The sequence below is a fragment of the Chryseobacterium sp. Chry.R1 genome, assembly GCF_039645525.1.
Taxonomy (GTDB): domain Bacteria; phylum Bacteroidota; class Bacteroidia; order Flavobacteriales; family Weeksellaceae; genus Chryseobacterium; species Chryseobacterium proteolyticum.
Window position 1 is genome coordinate 3,204,920 of record NZ_CP151793.1, and the last position, 16,739, is coordinate 3,221,658.

Genomic DNA, 16,739 nt, shown 5'->3' on the forward strand with positions numbered 1-16,739 from the left:
ACTATTGAGTTATTATGTTTTATTTTTTATTTTTTAATCAGTTTAGTACTTGCTGTTTTATTCGTATCCATCTTGATCACCACCAGGTAAGCACCTTGTATTAGCGGCTGTGTATTAATCTTAGTCACCTTATTCTTCGTTTTTAGATTCTGAAGCTGTCTTCCGCCCATATCATACAAAGTAATATCCGCTTCCCTGAAATCAAAGCCTATTTCAACATAAGCATAATCTGATACCGGATTCGGATAGATCTTGATGTCTTGTTTTTCGATTAACTGATCCAGTTGTTTGTCTCCCAGCTTCACGATCTTCCAGTTCTCCTTCCCTAATTCCTGAGGTTCCTGTAGCTGAGTTTTGATTTTCGGAATCGGAAACACGAAACTCGGAGCTTCTTGAATAGATTCCCAGAAGTGCTCCTCCGTCTCTTGTGGGGATCATCTTTTCCACTTCGTCTAATCCTCTTCCTCCTAGAATAAGCTGTGAGAGTTCTTTTCCGTTTTTATCCAGTCTGATAACCAGGATATCTTTTGAACCATAACCTTTGGATGCATTCTGAACATTTCCGGCTACAACAAATCCTAAATCTGTGGTTTGGATAACCGCTCTGGCTTCTTCATCAGCACTTGTTCCTAAAATCTTCTGCCACAATTCATCTCCAAATTCATTAATTCTAATGAGCCAGATATCAGATCCTCCTTTCGAATCATCTTTTTTATCTATTCCCTTTCCGGAATATGAGGTTCCTGAAATTAGAAAGCCTCCTTCCTGGGTAGCTACGGTAGACGACAAATAATCATGATTGTTTCCTGAGAAATATTTTTCCCAAACCTGGTCTCCCTGTTGGTTCAGTTTCACCAGATGAAAGTCGTAACCATTATTTTGCTGGGTATTGTTGCCTGCATCCTTCTTTTGATTTCCAGCTTGTATGACACTTCCTGTTATCAAATACTGCTGATCGATTGTTGTGGTTACCTGGCTCAGGAAATCCTGGGTAGAAGATTTGATATCTTTTTGCCACATCAGTTCCTGAGCGCTGAGGCTTAAAATAGTACATACCGAAAATGCACTGAAGTAGAGTTTCTTCATTGATAGATATTTGTGTTTTTAATGGCTGCTAATCTAAATGATTCATTCAGATTCGTCAAGAAATTATTTTGTTTATTTTATTTTTAAAGAAAATTTTAGAAGATCGAATAATGAATTTAATTTTATCTATTGGATTGTAATTGATTTATTTCTAAATAAAATTTATTTTAATGAATAAAAGTTATATGCAATATTAATTTATATGTTGATTTTATTCTTTGTTGAATCCTCTATAGGCATATTAAAATTTTTAAATATTCTAGAAAATCAAAGAAATATTCTTAATAAAAAAGAAACGCCTTATATAAAATAAAGCGATTAAAAAATACATAATATTATACATAAGTTTCTAGATTGATTTTTAACATTCAACCGTACAGTTTATAATCCTGTTCTCTATACAATCTGAAGATTCAATCTCCTGAAAGATTCCAGTTCATCATGATCGGCAGATAGATCTGTAATTAATACATCAAGATCTTCTATATCACAGATTTTAAGGGGCTCTGTACGTCGGAGTTTATTTTGATTGGCGAGTGCAATTGTTTTTTTTGATGATCTGATCATGGTTCTTTTGGTTTCCGCATCAGTCATAGAAGTTGCCGATACACCAAAATCTGCATCTATTGCACAGGTTCCCATGATGAAAAGATCTGCAATAAACCGGGACGCTTCATGACAGGTTGCATTTCCTGTAGTAACGGCTAAATCATTATCATAAATTCCTCCCAACAGAATCAGTTCTACCCTTTTGAATTTACTAAGGATAGGAATGAGCGAGGTGTTGTTCGTTATAACCCGGATATTGATAGTTGCCGGCATATAATTCGCAACTGCACAGAGGGTTGTTCCCCCATCTAAAAAGAGAGTCATTCCATCCTTAATGAATTGCTGAACTTTTAAAGCAATTACATTTTTCTCCTCGGCCAAAAAAGACTGTCTGTCATGAAAAGAAAGCGGATCTTTCTCTCTTAAAATAGCACCTCCACGAACCTTGGATAAAAGACCATTGCGGTGAAGCTGCTCTATATCTCTTCGTACCGTGTCTTCAGAAACATTAAGATCTGAGGCCAGGCTCTCAAACATAACTTTCTTTTTTTTCTTTAGCTGGGTCAGGATGACCTCAAAACGTTCTTCTTTTAACATGATGACGAAGTATTTCTGAATTTATATATGATGGCGACCACAACAAATAGCAAAGCTATAATTTCAAATGCAGCAGTCAAAGAAAAATGATGCGCAATAAAGCCTAGTAAAGCAGGACCTGCCAGTGATCCGGCATAACCTATTGTCGTAATTGCAGGAATGGCAACCGTGGAAGAAATTCCTGAAATCCTCCCGCCTTCACTGAAAAATACAGGAACAATATTGGCAGCTCCCAATCCGAGTAATATAAAGCCAAAAAGAGATAGCGGTACCCATGGACTAAACGTTAAAATAATTACTCCCGCTGCAGCAATAATACTTCCGCCTATGACCACTATCCTGCTGTTTAATTTGCTGATAAGGGAGTCCCCCGATAATCTCATAACAGCCATGGCTACAGAAAAAGCAGCATATCCTATCCCTGAAAATTCAGACTCTACGCCTTTATCATCTCTTAGAAATACGGCACTCCAATCCAACATAGCTCCTTCGGAGAGAAAAACCATAAAGCACATGATCCCCAGAATCAAAACTCTTGAATCCATCCATTGAAAACGGGAATTCGTTTTACTTTCAGGATCCACATGGGAAAACTGGATAATGCTTTTTCTTTCCGTGTCTCGATCAAATAAATATCTGAATTGAATGATCAAAAGGAAAATAAGCAAAACGGATATACTTACTGCCGCATAAATCGGATTTAATCCCAGCTTCATAAGAAAACCCAGTCCTAAAGAACCGAAAAGCCCGCCAACACTAAAGAGTCCGTGTAGGGATGACATAATAGGTTTTCCATATTGATTCTGCACCTGTACTCCATGAGCATTCATAGCTACATCAATCGTTCCTATGCTGCACCCGAATGCGAAAAGAACGGCTCCCATAATATAAACATCCGATACAATCAATAGAAAAGGAAGAAGTAATGCACTCAACAAAACGCTTACAGCTATAATTTTCCGGCTCCCTATTTTATTGATCAGGAGTCCTGATAACGGCATCATCAACAAGGCTCCTCCTCCCAGCAAAAGCAAAAGTAAGCCTAAATCGGCTTCATCTAATCTAAGCCTGTCTTTAGCAAAGGGAACCATAGGTGCCCAACTCGCAATTCCCAATCCACAAACTAAAAATATAAGCTGGGTAGCTATTTTTGCTTTCTTTACCGTTTCAGAGACCATTAATGTAATTATTTGTTTTGCAAAAATATGCAAATTTGCATTATATTGCAATATTAATCTTGCTTAATGCATAAATCTGCATAAATGAAGCGGATCATTTTGCTGTATAATCCTTAAAGTTGAAAAAGAATTTAAATAAAGATTTATTAGATATGAGAATTAATCTCAGTTATCCCTTCAATCGTTTTAAACTCATCTAATGCTGAAAGTATTTGAGATGGAGGGGAATTGTAATCAAAGGTAACCTTTAATTCATCGGATGAGCTTTCTTTACTGCTGTGTATGAATATTTCACTCGTAACCAATTCATATTTAGTGAATATACTTTCAATCTGAGCAAGGCTGATCAGTCCGGAATTATAGAACAGGGTCATGGTTTTACCTTTTGTACTTTTAAAAAGCTTTCTTTCAAATGGTTTTAAAAGAGCCAGAATAACAAGGATGATCACCGTGGCAATGAAGGCTGGAAAATACAAGCCACCCCCAACGGCTAATCCGATACCTGCAACAGCCCACAATCCAGCCGCTGTAGTAAGTCCGATTATAATTTGTGGTCTGAGAAAAAGAATGGTACCGGCTCCCAAAAAGCCTATTCCACTGATGACCTGGGCAGCAATCCGTGAAGGGTCGAGCACAATAGAAGGTTTTCCCATAATATCATTAAAGCCAAAAGCAGAAACAATCATAATTAAAGAAGAACCTACACAAACCAACATATGGGTTCTTAAACCTGCCACCCCCTCTTTCCTTTGTCTGTCCCAACCGACAAGACCGCCGAATACAGCAGCAACAAGCAGACGGACGGCTATTTCCTGATTAGCTAAGTTATAATTAAGCATAATGTTAAGAATTAAAGTGTAATGAATATTTCAGAGTGTTTTGCTATTGGACTGAGTTTCAATAAGCAGAAATAAAACAACTCATAGGGATATGGTCGCAAAAAAGATACCATTTTGAAGTATTGTTACATCGCGAAAAAGCGAAAAGCCGGAATCGAATAAAGCTGGAAGGTAAAATTGCAGATTTATTGAATTGTAAATTTTGTTTTTTGAGAAGCTGGTTTTATGCAATTTTGCCTTTTCGCCATTATATCACTTTACTATTCAGCAACTTTATGGTGCAGTTCTTATATTTTTCACATAGACGGATCCCAAAGCAAAGAGACAGAGAATCCCTACAATAAATCCGCCTAAAACATCTGTAAACCAATGTGCTCCCAGATAAATACGGGAAAAAGCTCCTGCAAATATCATCAGCAGACATGTGGCAACAAGGAATATACGCACGGTATATTTTATGGTCTTCATATGAAGGAAAATTAGAATCAGCGCTCCGAAAAAAGTGGTATAAAATAAAACGTGTACGCTTGGAAAACTCTGGTATTGGGTTTTTTCTAAAAGAACGACCAGATCCTGGGAAGGACGCGGTCTATTGATGATGATTTTAAGGATTAAGCCTACAAGTCCTGATAACAATGTGGATACAATAAATACGGCTTCTTTTCTATACCGTAATAAAACCAGTACAAGGGCAGTAAGGAAAACCATAACCACTGATACCGGGGTTCTTCCCAACCAGCTGATACCTATCATTAATGCGTCAAGATTCCTGGTTTGATTCTCCTGGATTTCTCTGGAAATATGGAGGTCCAGATATTCGGGAGAAATAAAAGTAACAAAAAGGCTCAACAGAATAAACAGCACCACTAAACTCATAAGTATTGCTTTAAATAGAAGTTTTTTATTGGCCTCCAGATAAGTTAGGAATTTCATATTTTAAAAATTAATCAGGATAAAATAAGTACACCAATTTCAAATTAATTTTGAATTGACCAGAGATCAATTAATTTCATTATGGTAATACTGAGCATCTATCATAACAAAATGTGTGCTAATGCGAGGCTATAATTTGAATTGCCATAGAAGTAGTATACAAAAAAGCCGGAGTGAAAATACTCCGGCTACAAATTGCTAATAATTTGTTGATATGAATGAATGTGTGTTGCTAGTCGTTTTGTTTGATCTGTGGATTGTTATTGATCTCTTTATTAGGAATCTGGAACCTGAATTTATCGGGTGAAAGATTGAATCTGCCAAACGTATGGTTGGTTCCCGGATATATTCTTTCCAGAGGAACATTCAGTCTTTTCATGTCAAACCAGTCATAGCCTTCACCCCATAATTCTATCCTTTTTTGCAGGATAATTTCATTGATCAGTTCATTTCCGGTTTTGGTAGATAACGTGTAGGCACTGTTTCTTTTCGAAGTGATTTCATACAATACCTGTCTGGCTTCTGCTTCCCTTCCATGTCTGGCCAGTGCTTCAGCCTGTATGTAATATAATGATGAAGCCCTGATATAAATATAATCCCCTTCAAAAAAAGTAGGGTCTTTAAATTTCCAGCTCACATACGCAGGATAATTTCTTGTTTCTCCATTAAAAGTATAGGCAGTGCTTTGTGCTCCGTTGAATATTTTTTTGCGATAATCCGTTTCTGGAATAGCTTCATACAACCTTTTGTCGATAAGCTTATAGATACCGGCAGCACCGGCATATCCTTTATTGGTATTATCAAACATAGAGAAGAAAGAAGCATAGTAATTTCCAATACTCATTGTGGAGGTCGTATTGTGGAAACCCCACAATACTTCCGGATTATTGATATTGGAAAACCCGGTTGTCGTATACTCATTTTCGGTCATCAGCGCTATTCCCTGCTTGCTTTCTTCAGCATATTTTGCTGCTTTTATGTAATCTCCTGTCTGTAAATAAACTTCTGAGGCTATAGCTTTTGCCGTTCTTTGGTCTATCTGGGCTCTGGATGGGCGGGCATAGCTATCCAGAAGTATAATAGATTCTTCAATATCACTGGCAATCTGTTTATATACATCCGATATGATTGCTCTGGGAAGTCCCTGGCTCGGGTTGCTGCTTGTTAAGACCAAAGGAACTCCCGGCTCCGATTGATGACCTTTGTAATCGTTGGCGTAAAACCGCACCAGATAAAAATAGGAGTAAGCTCTGAGGGCGAGAAGTTGTCCTTTAATGGCTTTATTATTATCGTTACCATTTTTCTGCAGACCATCCAGAAGTTTGTTGATGATAAAGATTCTCGCATAAAATGTAGTCCATACAAATTCGGATGCAGAATTATTGGCATTCGTTGCATCATAATTGTAAAACATTCCCAAATGCTGGTTTTTAGCCTGGATAACGTCATTAGACATCAGATCTGATCCTGCTTTTATCGCCATAATTCCAAAATCCGAATGTAAAGTTGTTCCTCCGGCTCCGTTACTGCGGAGATCAAGGTATATTCCACCTAGTATTTTTTCAGGTGATGACTGATCATTATTCAACTGTTCACCGGAGATATCTCCATCCGGATCTGTATTCAGATCATTGGTACAGCTTGTCATCATAACGCTTATTGACAGGGCTGCTATAAAGTATTGTATTGTTTTCATATTTTCTTAAAATGTTAATTTAAAACCTAGGGAAACACTGGATAATAAAGAGTACCGGTATGGATCGGATACGCCGGTTAATGAAGCTCTCGGATCATAACCTTTTCTTTTAGACCATAGGTAAAGGTTGTTTCCTGTAACGTAAATTTTCAGCCCCGATAAACCTGCCTGCTGCGGAAATCCGTCCGGAAGCTGATAGGATAATGTAACATCCTGAAGACTGATATAATCCGATTTTATAAGATAAAGCGTGGAGTTTCCATTCTGATTCGTAGAGGTAAGATCTACCCTTGGAAGCTCTGCACCCGGATTTTCCGGTGTCCATGTTTTGCTTAAATCTGTAGAGTAATTAGAAGCATAGCTGTCGGAATGGAATAAAGACCTGTAAATATCATCATAGCCGTATCCACCGAACTGATAAGAGAAATTAACAGCCAGGTTAAATCCTTTATAAGTAAAATCAGTTCCTAAACCACCATATACTTTTGGAATGGCGGATTTACCCGTATTGTAATCTGTTGCATCCTTATAATTCCGGGTAACAGTTGTTTCCTCTTTCTGGGTATTAGGGTTTAATGCTGTACGGTACCATAAAGCATCTCCGTTAGAAGGGTCTACACCTGCAAATTTTTTAAGATAGTAAGTATACCTGTCGCCTCCTTCCGTAAGGATAAAAAGTCCGGAAACAAGGCCTGTATTCCTTTGTTCGGCCGGTAATCTGGTGATTTTATTTTTGTAATGGGTGGCATTCGCATATACATTCCATTGGAATTGATCGGAGTGCAGGATTTCAGCGCTTAGATTTACCTGGACTCCCTTGTTGATCATGTCACCGATATTGCCGTACTTTATGTAGGATCCGGCATTGGAAGGCGGTAATGGAAGCGTATAGATCATATCGGATACTTTTCTTTCGAAATAATCCGCATTCAGGCTGATCCTGTTTTGTAGCAGGGATATTTCAAAACCTGCATTCAGGTTTTTGGAAGTTTCCCATTTTAAGTCCTTATTTCCCTGTTTTTTAAGGGAAAGAACGGGCTTGTCATTTCCAAAGTTATTGATGCCATAGATGTCCTGGTATGCATAATAATCCCTTGTTCCGTCATTAAGTAATATGTTATCATTACCCTGCTGACCGTATGAAGCTTTTAACCTTAAGGAGCTGATTACTTTATTATCTTTAAGGAAATCTTCTTTGGCTACATTCCATGCAGCTCCCAGACCATAAAAGGTACCCCATCTGCTATCCGGCGAAAATACAGACGATCCGTCTCTTCGGATATTGGCATTGAAAAAATACTTATTATCATAGTTATAAAGTAATCTGGAAAAGTAGCCTTCTACAGCATATTCATAGCCATTCCCCGATAAATCTGTTATTTTTACAGCATTGTCAAAAGATAACGAGTTGGGTAATAACAGTTGTTGTTTTGATCCGGAAAACCCTTCATTTTTTATTTTATTGAGTTCATGCCCAATAAGGATATTGAAATTATGTTTGTCCAGTTTTTTCTGATAAGTAAGGAGCTGCTGATGGTTTAATGTATGCTTGAATGTGGAGCCCATATTGATGGTTCCCCCGACGGATGATGAAGTTCCTCCGACGGTATTGCCATATCTGAGGTCTTTAAGATTTTCCAGATATGCTCCAAAGTTATAGGTGAAATCCAATCCTTTGACAATTTCGTAATTGAGGCCCAGATTGATGTTGGTGAGATTGCTTGTTGTCCGGAATTTATCCTGCTGAAGATTGGCTACCGGGTTTTCATAGACAGCATAAGACCTTCCTGCTCCGTTTGGACCACTGGAATCCCCGTAATCATAGAGTGGATTTCCATTATTGTCATAAATGATCTGATAATTATCATTCCTAAGGAAAACAGGATAGAAAGGAGCAATATTTCTTGCAAACTGGAACGGATTGGAAAACCCTCCCGATTCACCAAAATCCTGCTGGCTGTAAGTATAGGACAGGCTGCTGATCAGTTTTAACTTTGAGGTGATAGTATAATCCAGATTGGATCGTATTCCGAATCTTTCAAAACCGGAAGAAATAAGATATCCCTTATCATCTAAATAATTCAGGGAGGTATAGGATTTTATCTGGTCATTATTGGCGCTGATCCCTACATTGGCTTCTCTTCTTAATCCGGGTTTAAAAAGAAGTTTTTTCCAGTTGTCCTGGTAGATAAGTTGGGCACTTTTGTTAAAGGTACCATCCTGCCCTATCATTTGACTGAAAGGGACATTGTAGGCGTTGTATCTCAAGCTGGTCAGAGCAGTTATTCCAACTTCATGAGGGTTAGTACCGGAAGGAACTGCTCCGGGTTGTGTTAATCTGGCAATTTCACCGATCCTTGCCCGGTTATAATAAGCGGTGTAGTAATCCTGTGGTGAAGTATACACTGAATAATCTTCAACAGATCTGAAATTAACCCCTGTTCTGATATCTGCTTCTATATGAAGTCCTTTGGATTTACCCCTTTTGGTGTTCACAATGATCACACCATTGGCTCCCCTGGAACCATATAATGCGTTGGAAGAAGCATCTTCAAGAAAGGAGATGCTTTCAATATCAGATCCCGGAATGCTGTTAAGGTTTCCGTTATAAGGAATGCCGTCCAATACGATTAATGGATCACTTGAAGCATTGATCGAACCTATTCCCCTCATTCTGATGACAGGCTGTGAACCCGGCTGACCTGAGGATACTACCTGTACCCCTGCTACTTTACCCCCGATTCCCTGTAAAATATTTCCGTTTTGGAGATTAGCAATATCTTTTGTCTTTAAAGACTGTACGGACCCTGTTATTTCTTCTTTTTTCTGTTTTCCAAAGGCAACCACCACGACTTCTTTTATAGACTGCTCTTTGGTGGAAAGGCTGTCCCTGTTTTGTGCAAAGCCAAATTCTGCAATTAAGATCATGGCCAGTGCACCAATTTTACATTGGTTTTTCTTCATTATATATTAATTTAAGTAGGTTAAAAAATGAGATGGATGCTTACTGTTTTTTTTCGGTAAGAAATAATAATCCTCCTCCCTCCTTTTCCGGGAAGGCTATAATAGAGTCGTTAAATTGTACGGGAATTACTTCTGTTTAAAACCTGTAATTATTGGGTTTTAATTTCTACAGTAAAGGTGGCTTATGACTTCATCATCATGTAGCACATCATAAAATCAAAACACATGTATTGTAACATAAGATCGTGTTGTGAAAGACAGTTGCCTGTACTCCATTCGTCTTGAATGGATACCGTTGCTGTCATCGTGCATAAATAAGGATGAGATGAAGTTTTATTCATGAGAATAAAGTTTATTTTTTTAACTGTGTCAAAAGTATTTAATTCTTCACAAATCTTAACCAAGGAGGGACATGAGATAAATCATATTAGTCTATTAATTTTGTAGACTAATTGAAATTATAACATGGATTCCAGAATTCTTCCAGATTTTGTCCCGATTTTCGACACTTTAAAAGTCATTTAAATAATACGTGGAGTTAAAAAGCCTTTAAATTTGTGATAATGAAGAATGTTTTATGGGAACGACCGTTGAGATTAAAAAAAATTGCCGGAGCCTTATTGCTGTTCGGAAGTCTCTTTTTACAAGCCCAGATCAGCCCGCCGGGTTTAGGGGAAGCCAATACAGCATTCTGGGGTGCATTTGGTGTTCGCCGCAGACTGGATTCATTAGGGAAAAAGCAAACTTTAAGTTATGTTGCGATAGGCCGTAAAAGTGAACCGGACCGGAATAATTTGTTTTCCAGGCAGGCGATCCTGGTATTGAATCATGAGGTGTATCATTCGTTTGCCCCGCACCAGCAGTACAGTTATGCATTCAGTTATCGTCGTCAGCCTCAATATGATGAGGTCTCCCCTTATGAAAAAGAAGGTATAGAGCAGGAATTCAGGATCTATGGGAGGTATGCATATACTTTTAATCTCGGAGAAAGATGGAAGCTTAAAAATACCGTGCGACAGGAATTCAGAAAGTTTTTTGATCCTGACTTCCATAATGTGGAAGAAGATTTCCAGTTAAGGACCCGTCTTAAAAGCCAGATCACCTATAGCCTGCCATCAGAGAATAGCCAGAAATTGATGCTTAGCGTAGAAGGATTATTTTCTGTGAGCCATCTTAATGAGCCGGATAAAGAATGGACTCCTTTTGGATACCGGGAAATGCGTATTGCTGCTTATTATATGTTTGATATTCCCAATTCTCCTTTTACGGTAGATATCGGTTATATGGATGACCTGATCAGAGACAGCCACAGCATACATAAGGGTGGTGTCCATTATCTTGCCGCTGACCTGATCTGGAATCTGCCTTATAAAAAGAAATAAATATTTATTTCAGCTTGTTTCTGGGGAGTCCGATTTCGTGGGCTTGGGGATAAGGAAGCCTGTTTGTCATACTGACGTCCTCTCTGATCTGTTTATGAATATCGTATTGCATTTCTTTGTCATATGCATATCTTGGATCAGGAATGAATGGCATTTTGGCCATTTTGGTAACCGTAATGGTCGGAAAATGAAAATCAACTTCCACAGTTCCTAGAAGAAGATAGCATCCCCCACCCTGAAATGCATACTTTTCAAGACTGTCCGGAAAATGGGCAGTATCAAAGTAATCGCCATTCACATCGATCCAGGTTCCGAAATACATCGTTCCTTTTTTGGTAGGGACATGTTTTCTGGAGATGAGGTAGGCCAGCATTTTTACCTGTTTTTTATGGTACTGTAGCAGGTCTTTCACAAAAACGGAACCTCTGTAACCGGTCTTCAGCAAGTCAAAAGGACTGCATGATATGGTAAACCCCAGAATTTCAATTTCATCGAAAGCATCTTCAAAAGTCTCCCTTTTCAACCGGGGAAGCTTGTATTCCTTAACAGGTTCTTCGATCAGCATCAATCCTCTGTTTTCCGGTTTGAAATTAACCAGGAGCATCCTTACTTCCACCAGTAGTTCGTTTTTCTGTTTTCCGGTAAACCGGAAAGCTCCGATGAAAATAAGTATTTGTGCGGTTTCAAGTCCGACAGGGACTCTTCGTATAAAATCCTCCAGGGATTTATAATTCCCGTTTCTGGCTCTTTCCTCAACGATAAAATGGGCAATCCTGGTTTCAAGCCCCTGTAAATGCATTAACCCGAGATAAATTTCTTTTCCGTGCAGGGTGGTTTGAAAATCACTGGTGTTCACGCAAGGGTTGCAGACAATTCCACCCGACATTTTGGTTTCATGAATGTACACCTCGGTGCGGTAAAATCCACCCATGTTATTGATCACGGAAACCATAAACTCTAGAGGGTAATATACTTTCAGATATAAACTCTGATAACTTTCTACCGCATAGGAAGCAGAATGAGCCTTACAGAATGAGTACCCGGCAAAAGACTCGATCTGGCGATAGGCTTCAGCAGTAAGCTGTAACGAATGTCCTTTTTCTTCACAGGATTTGAAAAAATTAGCTTTTACTTCCCGAAGCTTTTCAATAGAGCGACCTTTCCCGCTCATCGCTCTCCGGAGAATATCTCCATCTGCTAATGATAATCCTCCAAAATACTGGGAAATTTTGATCACATCTTCCTGATACACCATGATTCCATAGGTTTCTTTCAGATGTTCTTCAAATACGGAATGAAAATATTCAAACTGGTCAGGATGGTTATGCCGGAAGATGTATTCGCGCATCATTCCGCTTTGGGCAACACCGGGTCTGATAATGGAAGAAGCCGCCACTAAAATTTTATAGTTATCGCATTTCAACCTTCGCAAGAGCCCACGCATGGCAGGACTTTCAATATAAAAACAACCTATCGTTTTCCCCTGAGCCAGATATTCATTACACACTTCTTCATCTTTGGAAATTGAGGTATCCCGAATATCTATATCAATATTCCTTGTTTTTTTGATCAGCTTAACGGTATCATTAATGGTTCCTAAACCTCTTTGGGAAAGGATATCAAACTTTTCAAAACCGATATCTTCAGCAACATTCATATCGAACTGGACAATGGGAAATCCTTTAGGAGGCATTTCAAGGGCTGTAAAATGGGTAATAGGCTCTTCCGAAATCAGAATTCCGCAAGCATGCATACTCCTTTGATTAGGAAATTTTTCTAATAATTTACCATATTTATGAACATGCTCTATAACCAGGTTTTTATCATGCAGTTCCATCCGTTGGCTGGTCAGCTCGTCCAGTTCTTCTTTTGGCAGACCAAAAACCTTTCCTACTTCACGCAATATCGATTTGTACTTAAATTCAACATTAGTTCCGCAAAATGCGATATGTTCCTTGCCGTAACGGTCAAAGATATATTGCAGAATAGCATCCCTTTCCTGCCAGCTCCAGTCAATATCAAAGTCTGGAGGGGTCTTCCTATTCAGATTGAGGAAGCGTTCAAAATACAGATCCAGTTCCAGCGGACAAATATCCGTAATTTCCAGGCAGAAACTTACGATACTGTTGGCTCCACTTCCCCGCCCTACATGCATAAATCCCATTCTGTTGCTGTATCTTATAATATCCCAGACGATCAGGAAGTAGGAGCTGAAATTGAGTTCATCAATTACTTTAAGCTCCATTTCAACTCTTGCTCTGGCAATTTCATGATCTAAGCCATAGCGTTTTTTTAATCCTAAATAGGCCAGTCTGGTCAGCATTTTAAGGTCTCCTTCTTTGGACCGGGTGTAATGTAATTTATTTTTAACTCTCTTATAGTCAAACTCAAAATGACAGGAATTGAGAATATGCTGTGTATTTTTAATAATTTCTGGATACTGATAAAAAGCATCACGGATACTTTGTTCCCGTTTGAAATATTCCGTTTTATGGCAGGTGTCATCTTCAGTCAGTTTACTGAGGAGTGTATTGTTATCTATGGCCCGAAGAATACAGTGCAGGTTATAATCCTTTCTGGTGGCGAATGTTATCGGATGCAGTACCACCATTTTATGGATGAGGTTCTGATATTCAGTACGGATAAGAAGTGTCAATTCTTCCTCCCGGATCCCTATAAACTCATTTTCTCTAAGTGTTTCAGGAATATTTTCTTTAGGATAGATCACAAATACATTGGCAAATTGCGGAGCGGCTTCCGTGAGGTCTTTTCCATTGCAGTTATAATCCGTAATCATTTGGTTGATCTCTCCAATCCCGCTGAATTCCTTTGCAATAGCGATATAAAGAAGCCTACCCTCTTTCCTTATTTCAACTCCGGCGATGGGTTTTATACCACATTGGTCACATAACGTTTTAAATTCGTAGATTCCGGTAATGGTATTGATATCGGTTAAAACCAATTCCCGGACTCCTGATTCCTGAGCTTGTTTTACCAGCTCTTTGATGGATAGTGTGCCATAACGAAGGCTGTGGAAAGAATGACAATTGAGAAACATAGCGTTAGAATAATCTGTTTTTATTTTCTAAATCAAATCCGGAAGCTCTGCCGACAGCCTGGGCTCCAAAACGATTTTTGATGTAATCCATCGACTGATAAAGATTCATCAGCTCTTCAGTATCTTCGAAAAGATCCATCTGATGGTTTCCATGAACCAGTCCTGTGAAGCGTAGCCCTACCAGACGAAGGCGCATTCTTCTGGTGTAAGCTTTTTGGAATAATTCCAGGGCAACCCGTGAAAGGGTGTGATCTGCAGAAGTATAAGATACTTTACATTGTTTGGTCTCCGTATCAAAATTGGAATACCGGATCTTAATCGTTACCGTTGAAGTCAACCATCTTTCTTTCCGGAGCTGATAGGCCAGCTGCTCAGCCATTCCCGATATCAGCCCTTTTAAAGAAACCATATCCATGGTATCATTCGAAAAAGTTCTTTCCGTTGAGATGGATTTCCTTTCCGAATAAGGAATGACCGGATTCTCATCAATTCCATTGGCTTTTTTCCAGAGTTCAATCCCGTTTTTTCCGATCATCTGTTGTAATACCAGAACAGGCATTTCAGATAATGTATGAATGGTGCGGATTCCTATTCTTGAAAGGAGCTGAAAAGTAGCATTTCCTACCATCGGAATCTTCCTTATTGATAAAGGGTTAAGAAATCCCTGCATATTCTGCGGCTTTATTTCGAGCTTTCCATAGGGTTTAGATTCCCCACTTCCGATTTTTGAGACGGTTTTGTTGTTGGATAATGCAAAGCTGATGGGAAGCCCCGTTTCTTTTGTGACGGCAGCAGCAATTTCTGTAGTCCACTGATAGCATCCGAAAAACTGATCCATTCCGGACAGGTCGAGATAAAATTCATCAATACTCGCCTTTTCCATTACCGGAACCTTACTTTGAATGACCTCTGTTACCAGATGGGATAAGTTGGAATACATTTCATGATCTCCACGGATCACTTTAGCATCAGGACAGAGCTTAAGTGCCATTCTTATCGGCATGGCAGAGCGTACTCCAAACTTTCTTGCTTCATAGGAACATGAGGCTACTACTCCACGGTCCCCACCTCCTATGATCAGAGGGATTCCGTTAAGTTCTGAGTTATTAAGACGCTCACAGGATACAAAAAATGTATCCAGGTCCATATGTACAATCGATCGTTCCACGAAACAAAATTAGCTACGATTTGTATCAAAATTATTATATTTGTTGATATAATTTGTATCAATGTCAATTTTAGCAGAAAATATAAGGTATTTACGATATCAATTGAAATTATCTCAACAAGCTGTAGCAGATGAGTTATTAATAACACGCGGACGGTATGCAAAATATGAAGATGGCGCTTCACAACCTCCGATAGAGCTATTGATTAAGATGTCCAGGTACTATAGGGTAAGTATCGATCTGATGGTAACGATAGACCTTAAGAAATATCCATTAAATGATATTATTAATCTTCCCGATAACAGAATTGTGCTTCCCGTCGTAGTTGATCAATCAGGAAATAACAGCATTGAAATTATTCCTCAGAAAGCATCGATGGGATACCTGTCCGGATATACCGATCCAGGGTACATTGAAAGCCTCCAGAATATCTCCCTACCCTTTCTTACAAATGGAAAATACAGGGCTTTTCCTGTAGAAGGAGATTCGATGCCGCCTTTTAAAGATGGTTCTTATATTGTCGGAAAATACATTGAAAAAACAGAAGACCTGAAGCCTGATAAAACATACATCTTCGTAACGTTAAATGATGGAATTACTTATAAAAGATTTAAATCCAGAAAAGAAAATGCACTTCATATAGCGGCTGACAATCCATTTTATGAGCCTTATGATATTATTTTGAGTGATTTACTGGAAGTTTGGGAATATGCCTGTGGAATTTCGATCCGGGAATTTGAAAATGAAGACCACACCCAAAGTGTAAAAGATATGTTTCTGGAATTGCGGAAAGATATCAAAAATCTTAATCAAAAGGTATCAGGATTGTAGTGATGATAAAAGAAATCCGTTTTAAGTTGAATTACCTTATAAATGATTGATTATCAAAATATATGAAATCCTGCAGATATGCTATTGATAATGGGATTGATTGCTGTGTTGTATGTTAAAAGTGAAAAAAAATAACATATTTGTAAAAAATGGCATAATTTATTCTTTATATAAACCGAATTCTTATACACTTTATATCATGGCACATCGAAATTTACATAAAGAAGATTTTGTACCCACTGATGACGGACGATATCAGATTGAATACAAAAAAACAGAAATTGGGGAAGGCTCGAATCTTACTGTAGAGAAAAGAAATGAAGATGGAAGTTATGAAGTTATACAGGCTATGATAAGAAGACTGAACGACTGTATTTTTATCAGTTGGAGTGAGCCGTTTGAGGGCAGACTTATCTTTGAAAAGTAATAAAAAAGCAATATGGAGTACAACGAAGCA

General features: G+C 38.5%; 13 protein-coding genes. 3 read left to right on the top strand and 10 right to left on the bottom strand.

The features are described 5' to 3' along the window. Window positions 1–26: 26 nt before the first annotated feature. The 8 genes from AAEU33_RS14560 to AAEU33_RS14595 all read right to left on the bottom strand — a co-directional run bounded on the left by AAEU33_RS14560 (window position 27) and on the right by AAEU33_RS14595 (window position 9,842). A complete protein-coding gene (locus AAEU33_RS14560; protein ID WP_345988325.1) occupies window positions 27–305 on the bottom strand; it encodes a T9SS type A sorting domain-containing protein in 279 nt (92 codons plus the stop codon). Then, complete coding sequence (locus AAEU33_RS14565; RefSeq protein WP_345988327.1) at window positions 214–1,086, bottom strand: hypothetical protein; 873 nt, start codon at window positions 1,084–1,086, stop codon at window positions 214–216. Before AAEU33_RS14565 ends, AAEU33_RS14560 begins: the two co-directional genes overlap by 92 nt. A 396-nt stretch (window positions 1,087–1,482) precedes the next feature. Beyond that, complete coding sequence (locus AAEU33_RS14570) at window positions 1,483–2,232, bottom strand: DeoR/GlpR family DNA-binding transcription regulator (RefSeq protein WP_345988329.1); 750 nt, start codon at window positions 2,230–2,232, stop codon at window positions 1,483–1,485. Further along, on the bottom strand, window positions 2,226–3,410 hold the full coding sequence (locus AAEU33_RS14575) for an MFS transporter (protein WP_345988330.1): 1,185 nt from the start codon (window positions 3,408–3,410) through the stop codon (window positions 2,226–2,228). Before AAEU33_RS14575 ends, AAEU33_RS14570 begins: the two co-directional genes overlap by 7 nt. Window positions 3,411–3,556: 146 nt before the next feature. Further along, entirely contained in the window at window positions 3,557–4,249 is a 693-nt protein-coding gene (locus AAEU33_RS14580; RefSeq protein WP_345988332.1) for an MgtC/SapB family protein, read from the bottom strand. Window positions 4,250–4,522: 273 nt separating this feature from the next. Further along, complete coding sequence (locus AAEU33_RS14585; RefSeq protein WP_345988334.1) at window positions 4,523–5,182, bottom strand: phosphatase PAP2 family protein; 660 nt, start codon at window positions 5,180–5,182, stop codon at window positions 4,523–4,525. Between the two features lie 232 nt (window positions 5,183–5,414). Continuing rightward, entirely contained in the window at window positions 5,415–6,878 is a 1,464-nt protein-coding gene (locus AAEU33_RS14590; RefSeq protein ID WP_345988336.1) for a RagB/SusD family nutrient uptake outer membrane protein, read from the bottom strand. Between the two features lie 6 nt (window positions 6,879–6,884). Continuing rightward, window positions 6,885–9,842 (bottom strand): SusC/RagA family TonB-linked outer membrane protein, encoded by a 2,958-nt coding sequence (locus AAEU33_RS14595; protein WP_345988338.1) that lies wholly within the window; start codon window positions 9,840–9,842, stop codon window positions 6,885–6,887. A gap of 563 nt (window positions 9,843–10,405) precedes the next feature. Here AAEU33_RS14595 and AAEU33_RS14600 point away from each other — a divergent pair. Further along, window positions 10,406–11,224: a DUF2490 domain-containing protein gene (locus AAEU33_RS14600; RefSeq protein ID WP_345988340.1), complete on the top strand. Its 819-nt coding sequence runs from the start codon at window positions 10,406–10,408 to the stop codon at window positions 11,222–11,224. 4 nt (window positions 11,225–11,228) lie between these two features. Here AAEU33_RS14600 and dnaE read toward each other — a convergent pair whose 3' ends face one another. Both dnaE and dinB read right to left on the bottom strand, forming a co-directional pair. After that, window positions 11,229–14,282, bottom strand: a complete 3,054-nt coding sequence (gene dnaE, locus AAEU33_RS14605; RefSeq protein ID WP_345988342.1) for a DNA polymerase III subunit alpha — start codon at window positions 14,280–14,282, stop codon at window positions 11,229–11,231. 4 nt (window positions 14,283–14,286) lie between these two features. Further along, window positions 14,287–15,450 (bottom strand): DNA polymerase IV, encoded by a 1,164-nt coding sequence (gene dinB / locus AAEU33_RS14610; RefSeq protein WP_345988344.1) that lies wholly within the window; start codon window positions 15,448–15,450, stop codon window positions 14,287–14,289. Window positions 15,451–15,511: 61 nt separating this feature from the next. Here dinB and AAEU33_RS14615 point away from each other — a divergent pair, with 61 nt between their 5' ends. After that, on the top strand, window positions 15,512–16,282 hold the full coding sequence (locus tag AAEU33_RS14615; RefSeq protein WP_345988346.1) for a LexA family transcriptional regulator: 771 nt from the start codon (window positions 15,512–15,514) through the stop codon (window positions 16,280–16,282). A gap of 199 nt (window positions 16,283–16,481) precedes the next feature. Continuing rightward, window positions 16,482–16,709, top strand: coding sequence for a glutathione synthase (locus AAEU33_RS14620; protein ID WP_345988348.1), 228 nt, complete (start codon window positions 16,482–16,484; stop codon window positions 16,707–16,709). Window positions 16,710–16,739: the final 30 nt, after the last annotated feature.

What these genes read in the sequence shown, in the direction of transcription:
- AAEU33_RS14590 (WP_345988336.1), bottom strand. Translation starts at nt 6,878, where the DNA reads ATGAAAACAATACAATACTTTATAGCAGCCCTGTCAATAAGCGTTATG.
- AAEU33_RS14585 (WP_345988334.1), bottom strand. Translation starts at nt 5,182, where the DNA reads ATGAAATTCCTAACTTATCTGGAGGCCAATAAAAAACTTCTATTTAAA.
- AAEU33_RS14575 (WP_345988330.1), bottom strand. Translation starts at nt 3,410, where the DNA reads ATGGTCTCTGAAACGGTAAAGAAAGCAAAAATAGCTACCCAGCTTATA.
- AAEU33_RS14580 (WP_345988332.1), bottom strand. Translation starts at nt 4,249, where the DNA reads ATGCTTAATTATAACTTAGCTAATCAGGAAATAGCCGTCCGTCTGCTT.
- AAEU33_RS14570 (WP_345988329.1), bottom strand. Translation starts at nt 2,232, where the DNA reads ATGTTAAAAGAAGAACGTTTTGAGGTCATCCTGACCCAGCTAAAGAAA.
- AAEU33_RS14565 (WP_345988327.1), bottom strand. Translation starts at nt 1,086, where the DNA reads ATGAAGAAACTCTACTTCAGTGCATTTTCGGTATGTACTATTTTAAGC.
- AAEU33_RS14615 (WP_345988346.1), top strand. Translation starts at nt 15,512, where the DNA reads ATGTCAATTTTAGCAGAAAATATAAGGTATTTACGATATCAATTGAAA.
- AAEU33_RS14600 (WP_345988340.1), top strand. Translation starts at nt 10,406, where the DNA reads ATGAAGAATGTTTTATGGGAACGACCGTTGAGATTAAAAAAAATTGCC.
- dnaE (WP_345988342.1), bottom strand. Translation starts at nt 14,282, where the DNA reads ATGTTTCTCAATTGTCATTCTTTCCACAGCCTTCGTTATGGCACACTA.
- AAEU33_RS14620 (WP_345988348.1), top strand. Translation starts at nt 16,482, where the DNA reads ATGGCACATCGAAATTTACATAAAGAAGATTTTGTACCCACTGATGAC.
- AAEU33_RS14595 (WP_345988338.1), bottom strand. Translation starts at nt 9,842, where the DNA reads ATGAAGAAAAACCAATGTAAAATTGGTGCACTGGCCATGATCTTAATT.